The organism is Paraglaciecola sp. QJM3NY_14, assembly GCF_056173245.1.
Map to the genome: position 1 here is coordinate 3,996,123 of NZ_CM149664.1, position 12,618 is coordinate 4,008,740.

General features: G+C 45.7%; 9 protein-coding genes. 4 read left to right on the forward strand and 5 right to left on the reverse strand.

The window, feature by feature from the left end:
• Positions 1-157: 157 nt before the first annotated feature.
• Both AC0VYA_RS17175 and AC0VYA_RS17180 read left to right on the forward strand, forming a co-directional pair.
• The gene (locus AC0VYA_RS17175; RefSeq protein WP_475489070.1) at positions 158-1,429 is read left to right on the forward strand and encodes an O-acetylhomoserine aminocarboxypropyltransferase/cysteine synthase family protein; all 1,272 of its coding nucleotides are present in this window, start codon (positions 158-160) and stop codon (positions 1,427-1,429) included.
• Positions 1,430-1,584: 155 nt separating this feature from the next.
• On the forward strand, positions 1,585-1,971 hold the full coding sequence (locus tag AC0VYA_RS17180; protein WP_475489071.1) for a DUF2306 domain-containing protein: 387 nt from the start codon (positions 1,585-1,587) through the stop codon (positions 1,969-1,971).
• Positions 1,972-2,079: 108 nt separating this feature from the next.
• On the opposite strand, the gene AC0VYA_RS17185 is transcribed toward AC0VYA_RS17180, so the two are convergent.
• The 3 genes from AC0VYA_RS17185 to AC0VYA_RS17195 all read right to left on the reverse strand — a co-directional run bounded on the left by AC0VYA_RS17185 (position 2,080) and on the right by AC0VYA_RS17195 (position 6,887).
• Positions 2,080-3,162, reverse strand: a complete 1,083-nt coding sequence (locus AC0VYA_RS17185; protein WP_475491085.1) for an alkaline phosphatase D family protein — start codon at positions 3,160-3,162, stop codon at positions 2,080-2,082.
• Positions 3,163-3,172: 10 nt separating this feature from the next.
• Entirely contained in the window at positions 3,173-4,372 is a 1,200-nt protein-coding gene (locus AC0VYA_RS17190; protein WP_475489072.1) for a phosphoglyceromutase, read from the reverse strand.
• A 169-nt stretch (positions 4,373-4,541) separates the two neighbouring features.
• Positions 4,542-6,887: a TonB-dependent receptor domain-containing protein gene (locus AC0VYA_RS17195; protein WP_475489073.1), complete on the reverse strand. Its 2,346-nt coding sequence runs from the start codon at positions 6,885-6,887 to the stop codon at positions 4,542-4,544.
• 300 nt (positions 6,888-7,187) lie between these two features.
• On the opposite strand from AC0VYA_RS17195, the gene AC0VYA_RS17200 reads away from it, so the two are divergent.
• Together AC0VYA_RS17200 and AC0VYA_RS17205 are read left to right on the forward strand one after the other, a co-directional pair.
• Positions 7,188-7,877, forward strand: coding sequence for a response regulator transcription factor (locus tag AC0VYA_RS17200; protein WP_011576146.1), 690 nt, complete (start codon positions 7,188-7,190; stop codon positions 7,875-7,877).
• Positions 7,874-9,289 carry a sensor histidine kinase gene (locus AC0VYA_RS17205; RefSeq protein WP_475489074.1) on the forward strand — a complete coding sequence of 472 codons (1,416 nt, stop codon included), beginning with the start codon at positions 7,874-7,876 and terminating at the stop codon, positions 9,287-9,289. The genes AC0VYA_RS17200 and AC0VYA_RS17205 overlap by 4 nt, the downstream gene beginning before the upstream one ends.
• Position 9,290: 1 nt before the next feature.
• Here AC0VYA_RS17205 and AC0VYA_RS17210 read toward each other — a convergent pair whose 3' ends face one another.
• A complete protein-coding gene (locus tag AC0VYA_RS17210; protein ID WP_475489075.1) occupies positions 9,291-10,433 on the reverse strand; it encodes a PepSY-associated TM helix domain-containing protein in 1,143 nt (380 codons plus the stop codon).
• Between the two features lie 20 nt (positions 10,434-10,453).
• A complete protein-coding gene (locus AC0VYA_RS17215; RefSeq protein ID WP_475489076.1) occupies positions 10,454-12,517 on the reverse strand; it encodes a TonB-dependent receptor in 2,064 nt (687 codons plus the stop codon).
• Positions 12,518-12,618: the final 101 nt, after the last annotated feature.

Sequence of the window (12,618 nt, forward strand, 5' to 3'; positions counted from 1 at the left end):
TTACATCATTCGATGACGTTAGGAACAACAATCACTATCGCGGTTCTAATTTAGCGCAGAAAATTCTGATAAAGGTGTCATTTTTGGAGAAACATTTGGTAATGTGAATGAATTGATAACGTAATTTAGCAAGCGACTTTAGAAGAGGAGATTGAGCATGAAAAAGGAAACTATCTGTATCCACGAAGGGTACGAAACCGATCCCACAACAAAAGCCTGTGCGGTACCCATTTATCAAACCGTTGCCTATGAGTTTGATGATGCCCAACACGGCGCAGACTTATTCGATTTGGCCGTGCCTGGCAATATCTACACGCGCATTATGAACCCCACGTGGGACGTGCTTGAAAAACGTGTTGCTGCGCTCGAAGGTGGCGTTGCAGCGCTGGTCGTTTCAGCAGGCAGTGCTGCCATTAACTACGCTATTTTAACCATCGCTGAAGCGGGCGATAACATAGTGGCCACCCCGCAGCTTTATGGTGGTACCTACACGTTATTTGCTCATTTACTGCCTAAGCAAGGCATCGAAGTACGCTTCGCAGAATCTGATAAAGCCGAAGATTTGGCTAAATTAATGGACGAAAAAACCAAAGCGGTATTTTGCGAAACCATAGGTAACCCAGCGGGCAATATCGTCGATATCGAACCTATTGCCAATATGGCACATGAGCACGGCGTTCCCTTGATGGTGGATAACACTGTGGCCACACCGGCACTTTTAAACCCGATTGAATACGGTGCAGATATTGTGTTGCATTCGTTAACGAAATACATGGGCGGCCACGGCAATTCGTTGGGCGGTATCATTGTTGATTCAGGTAAATTTCCATGGGCTGAGCACAAAGAGCGCTTCCCTATGCTTAATGAGCCTGAGCCTGCTTATCACGGCGTAGTATACACCCGGGAGTTTGGCGCCGCGGCGTTTGTAGCGCGAGCACGTACTGTGCCCCTTCGCAATACAGGCGCCGCTCTCTCCCCGATGAACGCTTTTATGTTAATGCAAGGCATGGAAACACTGCCCCTGCGGATGGAGCGTCACTGCGACAACGCCATAGCCGTAGCCGAGTACTTAAAAGCCCACCCGAAAGTAGAATGGGTGAGTTATGCAGGCCTTGAGGGCGATAAGTATTATCCGATGGCCAAAAAGTATTTTAATGGTCGTCCTTCATCGTTAATGACGTTTGGTATTAAAGGCGGTTTTGAAGCGGGCGTTAAGTTTTACGATGCCCTTAAATTGATTAAGCGTTTGGTGAACATCGGCGACACGAAAACACTGGCTTGTCACCCTGCCTCAACCACCCATCGCCAGCTAAATGAAGATGAGCTAAAAAGCGCTGGCGTGAGCCCAGAAATGCTGCGCTTGTGCATAGGTATTGAGCACATTGATGATATACAAGCTGACTTAAAGCAGGCGTTCGACGCAGTTTAACGTCAGCTTTTTGTGCACTAGCCCATTGTTTTCAATCACAAAACAGTGGGCTTTTTTGTGTTTAGGCTTTTGTTTTCAAGTAGATGTCATTATGATTCTGCTTCGAATTTAAGTCCCCTAGAAAGCACCCCCATTGTCCAAGGAACAGGAACAACATGACATATGTACAACTTGCCTACTTTCACCTCGCCACTGTAGTACCGGCCTTTTTGATTGGCACCTATTTATTGGCCAATCGCAAGGGGACACCAACCCATCGCCTGCTGGGTAAAATATATATGAGCTTGATGCTCGTTACTGCCATTATCACGCTTTTTATGGCCCCTGTGGTGGGCCCCGTACTGATTGGCCACTTTGGATACGTACACCTGTTTAGCCTGCTAGTACTATACGCCGTACCGAGTGCCTATTTCGCTGTACGAAAAGGGAATATTGCGAAGCATAAACGCAGTATGATCCTGCTTTATGTGGGGGCAATTTTGATTGCCGGGGGCTTTACCTTTACCCCCGGCAGAATGATGTATGACTGGTTTATAGCTTAGTGATTTAGCCAACATATTAGGCTGACGAACTCGATTAACACTGCAATTGCCACTGGCTCAGTTATCCCAATGAGCCGTCGAGCCAACAATATGGAGTATGGACTTTGGTTAATGCAGTGACAGCACCTGCTGCATTTTCACTTCGCCAGTATCGTCTTTTACACTCATGGTGACGCGCACTGCCTTTTCGTCAAATTGGATGTCCAATACGCCGTAGTTTGCTTTTGAAAAACTGCTACCCACACGGTGTTTATTCGGGCTAACTTGTTTCCACTCTTCTGTTAAGCCTGACGAGGTCATCTCCCATAACGATGTGCCATTTTTTCGCTTAACTTGGCTCAGTTCGCTCCAATGCGTATCGCCACTGACAATCACTAAATTGTTAATCTCCAAAGAATCTAACATGCTGAGTAAGCGCTGGCGCTCTTGGGGAAAGTTAGCCCAAGACTCCCAGCCACTAAATTCGGGTAAAAGCTGCAAACTTGAAGCTAAAATGCGCATATCAGCTGGTTTTTGCAATTCCTCCTCTAACCATGCCCACTGCTTATCACCCAGCATTTTGTGGCCAGGATCAGTATGCGGCACATAAGGCCCCTGATTGTTCGGTTTCTTCTCCAGCATATATTCTACGCGAGTCACGTGTTTTAAATCGTCTCGATTCCAACGTAAATCTGGCATGATGACTTGCACCCGATGGGGGGTGTCACCATAAAAGTAACTGGTATAAATACCGTCATCTCGGCGGCGCCTAATACTGTCTTTTGGCTCATTAAAATAGTCGAGCATAATCTGCCGAGAAGCCTCTTTTTGCGGATATGCTTTGCCTGCATCATTTTCACCAAAATCATGATCATCCCATATACCAATGGTTGGCGTGCTCGCCAGCATTTTTTGCATGCCAGGCGTTGACCATTGTTTTTTATATTTTGCTTCTAGTTCAGCCATGTCTTCAGTATCACCGTAAATATTGTCACCGAGGAGCATAAATAGGTCGGCATGCTCTTGTAGCATAGGCTGCCAAATTGGCTGGACTTTGTCTTGATGCAAGCACGAGCCAACGACCACTTTAAAACTCTGGCGACTGGGGTTCATTTGTGGTGACGTTTTTTGCTCAGCTAACGCACTTAGGCTAACTAGGGCAAGCGTCGCAATAAGTGACATGAGAGGTATCATCTGAATTTGGCTTTTCATATATTTATAATCAATTTTTAATAGTTTCATTGTGAGCTTGTTTGGGTTTCAAAATAGGCAAGGCTTCACCTATTGGCTCGCCATTGATTTTGGCATATTCATCAGGGTTTTGGTCTAACAATATTAACGCCGTCGCAGCGATTTGATCTAGCCCGTAGGTTTCACTATGCCTCACCTCTCCCGTTGGCTGGATATCAGGCCCTAAAGCAGCCATCCACACTTGGTTCGAACCTGCTATGCCTTCTTTATGCTTGGCTAGACCGCCCAAATACCCCTGAGTTGCTTTTGGACTTGCGTGGTGTTGCCACGTTTCGATGCTATTCCCACGACCGTGATCAACGGTTACCAGTAAATTAGTGTTACCTTGGTATTTAGGTATGGTTTGCAACATACCCCATAAGCGTTCAATAAACACATCGCTTTGATGTGCAGAGCGCAAGTATGCTGGGTAATCTCCGTCGTGGGCGAAGTCATCTGTCTCACCGAGTGCCACATAAATCACGCTTGGTTGTTTGGCTTGAATATACTCTTGGGCAAAACCCACGGTGAATGCATCAAGGCGCACGTTATGCCATGGGCTGGGAATGTCTTTTTGTAGCTCATTCAACCATTTCGCTTTGGCGCTTAGCCCGCTCCAGTCGGCTGACATAAACCCGGCATTTATCGGCAGTTTGCTGCGCTCTTGATTGATAATGGCAGGAAACACATCCCAACTGCCAAATGCAGCCACATTGTTTTGATGGCTTTCTTGCTGATTAAGCCACTCTAAAATAGTCATATTTGGGTTTGCTAAGGGGTTGTTTGAATCAATCCGCTCGTCTGCCTTGCCGGTCAGTATTTCGTTGTAACCAGGATACGAAAACCACCAAGTGTTGCCGACCTTCATAGCCGATTGCTTATCTCTATTACCTATCACTACTCCTTGCTTTGCCATAACATTCCACAAAAACGGCATTAATTTGTGACGCCTCTCGTTTGCTGTTTTTGCACCTAGATCGTGGCGGATAGATTTTTTGTGCTTTTCAAATTCAGGCTGGGCTAACAGATTAGCGTCATAGCCGCGAAAGACCTCTTGCCAGCGTAAACCGTCGATACTGATGATAAGGAGATTATCCGCAGCCCGAACAGGTGCGCTGAGCGTTAAGATAAACAAGGCCTGACATAAAATGACTATTTTCATGATGGATTTAACAGGTTGGTTGAATGACATAAACGTTCCTTAAAGCGATGCTGAGACTCTGTTTGCTCGTTATTTGTTATTGCTTGCTCGTTTCGATATTTGTTTCGACACTCGTTTCGCGACTCGTTTTAATATACGAAAAAGGCGAGCCGAAGCTCGCCATTTCTATTGATTGCACGAGTACAACCTAGCTGTACACTTAGAAACGTGCTTGTGCGTTAAATGCAGCGGTGCGCGGTGCGCCAATCCAAGCTGATTGACCTGCAATACCCCCCAAGTAACTTTCGTCAAACATATTATTTACGGTGAAGCGTAAATCGATTGAATCAACACCTTGAATAGGTGCATCAAGGCTGACTCCGGCATAAAAATCAGTGACTAAATACGCCTCTGCCACTTGGGTATTAGCAGCATCGATGAAACGGTCATCTACCCATTTGGTTGACGAACCTATGAAGTAGTTTCCCCGTGTCCAATCAAGTGACACAACTGCCATATTCTCAGGTGAACCAAATACGGTGTTACCTTCAGGGAAGTCGATTGAACCATCTGTGTACTCTGAATCGTTGAAGGTATATGAGCTATACACTGACAATTCATCGGTCACATTGAATGATAATGACGCTTCAAAACCTGAAGACTCGATGCCGCCCACGTTAACGTAGCTACCGTTAGTACCGATTAGGTAATCAATACCATCTGGCGAATCAGGGGCGATAAAGGTTAAGCGGTTATCAAACTTGATGCTGTAGTAGGTTAAGCTCGCATTGATATTTTGTGATACGTAACGTAAACCCACATCCACATTTTCAGCGGTTTCAGGTTCAACTTGGGTCAACGTTGAAGCGTCGCGCTCAAGCACTGTGTCTTTAATCGCGGCAAAATTCTCAGCGTAACCGGCGAAGACTTCTAAGCCATCAATTGGCGTTTGCGCCACAATACCACCAGAGAATAGTGTGTCTGAGTCAGAATTGAGCTCTGCTTTGTTAGCAGCGTCAAAGTTATCTTGGCGCTCTAAATCAACGAAGAAGCGCTTCATGCCTAAGCGAATACTGGCCCAGCCCATGTCTAGCTCGTCTTCTGCGTAAACCATTAAGGTTTCTACTGGGAACTCACGTTCGTACTGCACCCAATAAGGCGTGTGGTCGAATTCAAAGCTTGAGCGAGAATCCAGGATTTTGTGCCAATCACGTGATTCTTTACGGTTGTAATCTTCGTACCAAATACCACCACGTAAGGTGTTGTCCATATCATTTATTTGTGTGTACCACGCAAAATCTGCGTCAAAACCGAAACGCTCTTTCTCGTAATGAGTGTGGCGGTATGAACCAACGGGGATTGCACCTTGTGCATAACAACCTGGGTCATATTCTGGGCCTGCACCGCCATACGGCGCGGTGATCGTGCTTTCACAACCGGCAATGGGGCTAACGGCTAATCCGTTGGCGTTAACAAACAAAAGCTCGCGGATCGCACTACCACCGTAAACGGTATTCCCCGATGAAAGCTCTGAATGCGCCACGCCATCACCGTCCTCTTTTACATCAACAATGTACTGAGGAGCCCAATCACCACGGCCTTCGTTGTCGTGGTAATAAACATTGCCCGATATCTCAACGTTATCCGCTTTATAATCAGCACTTAAATAGGCAAACATGTTTTCACGTAAGCTTGACCAAGCCTGACGAAAAACCTGATCCACATAAGGAATGCCCACCCACTCACCCGACAAACCATCTGACTCAGGGTTTTGTTCAAACTGGGCTAGACTGACGCGCTGGTAGTTATCTTCGTGCACATCATCCCACGAGAAATACCCTTTGATATCAACGTCGCTCACTACCGTCATAAACTTAGCCGCTAAATGGTCACGCTTATTCTCAGCGGTTTGGGTTACCCAATCAGTGTTTTCGCTGCTAGACGCACTGAACCATGCGTAGGTATCAGGTGCTATTTCGCCTGTTTCGTAGCGCACGAAATACTTCTGTGCATCAAAACTACCACCAGAAATACTCACCACCATGGACTCTTCCATGCCTGGAGCGATAGTGGTGAAGTTAAGCGTACCGCCTAAGGCCTCGTTTGAACGCGATGCAATATCACCGGTCCCTTGAGATACCTCAACTCGGCCCAAGTTTTCGGTGTCGATGTAACGGTTAGCCTTAGCACCGCCGCCATAGTTTGAGTTACCGTTAGCAATACCATCAATGGTGATACCAATTTGCTGCTCATCCAGGCTTAATTGAAAACCGCGAATAGACACAGTGGTAGACCAATCATCTGAGCCAAAGGTATCCCCTTCGTTGATCAACACGCCCGGTAGGTTATCAATCACTGCAAGGGCACTGGTCAACGAGCTTTGTTGCTTTGCCATCTCATCAGACGTTTGGTTGTTTGCGTAAGAAACGCTTTTACCCACAACCGTGATTTCTTCAATCGCAGCATCGTCTGGTGTTTCTTGAGCAATTGCTGAGCTAATAAAAGATTGGCTACCTATGGCCATAGCAACGCAAAGTGCTAAGTGTGTTTTAGCGGTTGTTTTCATGTGTGTGTATTCTCTTAGGATTATAAAGACCGCAACAATGTGACCGTTTCTCGTTACAATTTGAGTGCAAAAATATGACGATATTGTGACGGGTCAAACCACTGAATTACCTAACTTAATGCTTAAAAAAACTTCAAAAACAACGCCACACTATGCTTCACCGGTCTTTGAGATGTGACCGTTTTACAGCAACTGAAAGCTAAACTTCCCTCTAAGCTAAAAAATAGCCAACGAATTACACTTGAAAACAGGAATCATTATCAATAACATCTAAACACTGAATCATTACCCTGTACTGCCATGTCCTCTCAGCGCATTTTGATTATCGAAGACGATGCCACCTTAAGTGGTCAAGTCGCAAGATTACTCGAAGAAAAAGGCTTCAATACCCACCAATGCTTAGACGGGCAGAAGGGGTTACTCTGTGCATTACAGGAAAGCTTCGATCTCATTTTACTCGACGTTTTGCTCCCCTCTCTCAATGGTTTTAATGTGTTGAATCAAATACGTCGCAGCAAGCAAACGCCGGTTATGATGATCACGGCCTGTGGTGCCGAACAAGAGAGAATCGAAGGCTATCGAAAAGGCGCAGATGATTACCTACCCAAGCCGTTTAATTTCACCGAAATGATGCTGCGCATTGAAGCATTGCTGCGCCGCAGTCAACACAGCGTAGAGCCAATCACGAAAACGACAGAATTGAAAATTGATAAACTTCGTCTTAATCGGATAAAACAGCAGGTTTTTTTTGCAGATTGTGACGTTGAACTGACGCCAATCCAATTCCGATTACTATGGGTGTTAATCGAAAACAGAAATGAAATCATGAGCAAGGCATTTCTCTATCACAGTGTGCTAGATAGGCCCTTTAGTCGTTATGACAGAAGTTTAGATATGCACTTGAGCCGAGTGCGTAAAAAGTTGGTCGAGGTGGGCATGTCGCCGGAACGCTTGCTGACGATGCACGGTAAGGGTTATCGATTTACATGAAAAACTCCCTTTTCTGGCGTCTTTGCGCATTTATTGCGTTGGGCACAGTGTTACTTTTTTGGGCATTGAGTTGGTTAACAAATCACACTGAAACCAGCATGAGTTTCATCGCGCCTGAGCATCAACAACAGCTACTTGAATATGGTAAAGAGGCAGAAGAAATTTTACGCCGCGACGGTGAAGCGGCCTTAGCAAGTTGGCTACGCGCGTTGCAGCAAAAAGAGCATACCTGGGCTGCTGTGGTGCGAACAAATATCACCCCTTTTGCTGGTTCAACCATAGAAAGCCAGTACCTTGATCGGTTCCAAATGGGGCGAAGCGTTGAGTGGAAAATTCACCTGTACTTTGAAGACAACCCCACCATGGAGATCCCCTTTTCAGATGCCTCAAGCCACTTTTTGATTCGACTCCCACAACGCATGCGCCCTGGGGCATTTCTGATTTACGCAAAAGTCATTTTACAAATTGCTCTACCCTTACTATTACTCAGCCTTTTGAGCTTTGTGCTTTATCAACATGTTATGTCACCGCTACGAAAATTAGAAAATGCCACGAAGGCGTTCAGTAGCGGAGAGCTCGATGTAAGAGTCTCACCTTATTTATCCCATCGAGACGACGAGTTAACACGCCTTGCTGCCACATTCGATCATATGGCACAGCGCATAAGTAAGCTTATTTACAATCAAAGGCAGTTGCTCGCTGACTTATCCCATGAATTACGCACTCCTTTGACCCGAATCGACATGGCGGTAGATTTTGTAGAGCAAAATATAAACCCCAAACAAGCCTTAGAACGCTTAAGATACGAAGCAGCTACCATGCGCAACTTGGTAGAGGACACGCTCACATTGGCTTGGCTGAATAATGAATCGCCACGACTCGACACGGATGATTTTGACTTAGTCGAGTTATTAGAAGTGATTTGTGAAGATGCTCGCTTTGAGTATCCGGATCGTCTGTTAACAACAGACTTACCCGCGCAAAGCAAAATGTCCCACAGTAGCCAAACAGCCTTAGGCCAAGCTATCGAAAACATCATACGCAATGCTTTGCGTTACACGCCAAAAGGCAGCGAGGTAAAAGTCTCCTTAAGCCAGCGTGACAACGGCTACCTCTTGATCGTTAGAGATCAAGGCCCAGGTGTCCCCCAAAGCATGTTGTCAGATATATTTAAGCCATTTTTCCGGGTCGATAAAGCAAGATCGGTAGATACTCCATCAGATAGAACTGTCAACCCTAGTGGATTCGGCCTAGGACTGGCGTTAGCCCACAGACAGATTGCAGCAGTAGGCGGTAGCATAAAAGCCTCAAACTATTACAGTAAAAACGACGGTAACGAACAGGGCTCGCCACTGGGCTTAGAAATCAGCGTTGAGCTTCCTTGCTCAAGCTCTTGTGACGAGTCACCTTGATCTATGTAGGTGTATTTCTTTGTCGAGGTGCAATTATCAATCGTCGCCATGCCAGTAAAATACCTGTGTACACCAAAATGCAAGCCATTAAAGACACCAAGCCAGCAATAGTCTGGCCTATTACGCCGAAGTATTCCCCTGTGTGTAAAAACCGAGCTGTGCCCCACGCTTGACCTCCGCGGGACCAGTCTGATTTTCGCAATACCTTACTGATATCGCCGCTGGAAGTATCAAAATACAATGAATACGCCAGCTCTTGTCTGTGACCAATGCTTTTGTCGATATAGAAACGGGCCTCATTTTCCTCCTCTCCTATTTCCAACCACATGGAATGCCAATCAGCGTAGTCATTGTCATTTGCGTGCCCAATAGCAAATTGAAACAAGGTCTCGTAAGGCACAACATCCGCCGCTAAACTTGTGGGTGCTTGGTGAGTTTCTCGTTGCGGTACACTTTCCCCAAACACACCATAGAGCGCTTCATTTGCCCACGTGAAATGAAAAAGGGTGGCTGTTAGCGCAATAACAAACAGTGCGGGCAAGCACCAAATTCCAAAAACCAAGTGCCATTGTCGATAGCGATGCTGAGTATTTGAATAACGCTTTGGTAACCTAAATGCATGTTTTAAAGCGGTGCGATTAAACCGTTTCGGTAGCCATAAATACAGACCGCTGAGCAGTAAAAATAAAAAGACTAGGTTCGCGTAAGCGGTAATGTTTTTGCCGATAGCGCGAGAATCTCCCGCAAGCAATAAATAGCGATGCAAGTTGGTCACCTGGTGGAAAAACTCAGCCGTCACGCCCTCACCGTCTCGCAGCACCTCTCCCGTATAAGGGTGCAGTAAATAACTGCTCTTACCGGACCAGGCAGGTATAGCGGCACCCTCTTTGTTCACCCAGCGGATAAATATATGATGCTCATTGGGATGGAGTTGGTGCAAGATATCAACAACCTCATCGGTGCTGATGCGCCTAGCTGATGTGTCAGGCTCGACGGCGTATTGCATTTCGCTGAATTCAATAATTTGCCGCTCGTAGGTCAATAACACACCAGTAAACGACATACAAAAGACAAACAGACCTGCCACCAGCCCCGTCACTAGATGGGCCCAAAAGACCCACCTCTTGATTACATTACTGCTCATAAATTGATAATACTAGGTGATTAAAAATCGTAAGAGACAGACAAGCGAACGTCACGACCTGCTTCATATGGGCCAATAACCGTAGCAAATACCTCGCTATAGTCCCCCACACTTGAGTGGTCGATATATAACTTATCGAATAAGTTGCTGACCGCTAAGTTAACCATCAAGTTATTGGTGATATGCCATTTTCCGTAAATATCCACTGTAGTGTAACTGGGTTTATTTAAGCGATATAAGGCATCTGTCCAACCTAAATCTACAGCTTGATGCAGGGTGTCAATATCAATAGAGTCCACTTTAGCTACACTCACACCAATGCTAATATCTGGGTTGATGTCGTAGTCCGCTCCCGCCACCCAAGTATTTCCTCGGCTGTTTCCTAAGCCGACAAATTCATAGCCGTTAATATCAATTGATGAGTAGCTGACGCTGTATAAGTCGTCTCTTGGCTTTAATTCAGTATCTGCACTGGAGAATCCAAGAAATAAATCGATTCCATTTACACGATATGCCACATCAAACTCAACACCACTTGTATCGAGTGTGCCGATATTGTTAAACACAGCATTACCTTCATATCCTTCAAAAATAACGTCATCCAAAGAAGAGCGATAAACACTAAGCTTAGCGTTCAGATTATGAGTATTGTATTCAACAGACGCTTCGATATTTTCTACGGTTTCAGGTACTAGGTCATTGGCAACAACCGGTATATCTGAGCCATCATAGAGATAGCCGTCTATGGTAAAGCCATCACCTATCTGCTTGCCTCTAGCGGCTTGGGCGTAGCCTAACCCGACAGTCCACTCTTGGGTTAAGTCATAGGCGAGCCCCACATTGAAACTGACTTCAGAGTCATCCAATGTCGATGCGACGTCGGTGACGGGTTCACCATAGTATTCATCAATCAAGATGTTTTGCTCAAAATCATAGTCGTCGTAACGAACACCGTAACTTAGCAATAACTCTGGGGTGAGATCAGTGTAACCTTGAGCGTAGATCCCAAGCACACTCCCTTCTTCGGCGTTTTCAGTCGCGCCTTGGGCAGATCCACTAGTCACTTCATCGTGACGATAATCAATACCGTAAACAAATTTATGCTGCCCAGTTTCACTGGTATTGCGCAGATCGTAACCATAGGTGTCAATTTCTGCTAACCAATCAAAACGGCCACCGCGAAAAGAAGAGTCTGTTTGGTATGCGGTTGCTTCGATGTGAACCAACGCACTGTGTGCAAAACGGTAGTTAGCCACGTAGGTGTCACGCTGAGCTTCACTTGAATAAAGGGCATCACCTTCTTGCACAGCCCAATTAGGCCGCGCTGAAAACTCGCCTTCTTCATCACGTTGTTCAACGCTTAACGACAAGAATTGATTTTCTGCGATATCACCACTAACTTTCAAAAACGCCATGTCTTGATCTGCGGCGGTACCGTATATCTCATTGCCGTTACCATCTTCCATGTTGTCTCGGTCAATGGTGCTGTAATAACCCAATACCCCCCAAGAATCGCTTAATTTGCCGTAAAGACTGCCACTGTAGCGAGTACCGTCATTTGAAAAGTAGTTTGCCTTAACGCGGCCTCCAAATTGCTCTTCTGGCTTTAACATGTCTTGCGCATCTTTGGTTTTAAAGCGAATTGAGCCTCCAATAGCACCAGGACCACTGGTGGCCTCCCCTGCCCCCGCCTGCACATCAATTTGTTGTAAAAGGTCTGGGTCAATCGTCACCCGACCAATATGGTGAAACAAGGTAGAGGTTTGCTGCGCCCCATCGACCGTGACATTCAAAAACGCATCTTCTAAACCGCGAATATAAATCTTTTGCGCTACGCCCACTGAGCCACCCACACTGACAGAAGGTGAATAACGGAAGATATCCGCCAGATCACTCGCTTGATATTGCTCTATATCTTCGGCGGTAATGCTGAGATTGGTGGCGGCCCCTACAACTGATATTTTCTCTACGGCCGATGTACTTTCGGTTTCTGTTGTATCAGTATCTGCATATGCCAATGTGCTGGTTAGTGCACCCACGCTGGCTAATGAGCATATTGCACCTATGAATACTCGTTTTTTCAAGAAAAGCTCCCTATTGATTATTGTGATTTCAAATAAGAAGCATTCTCATTAAGTTTCATATAAAAGCCTAGCACTTTTACATTTGTTACATTTATACGGTG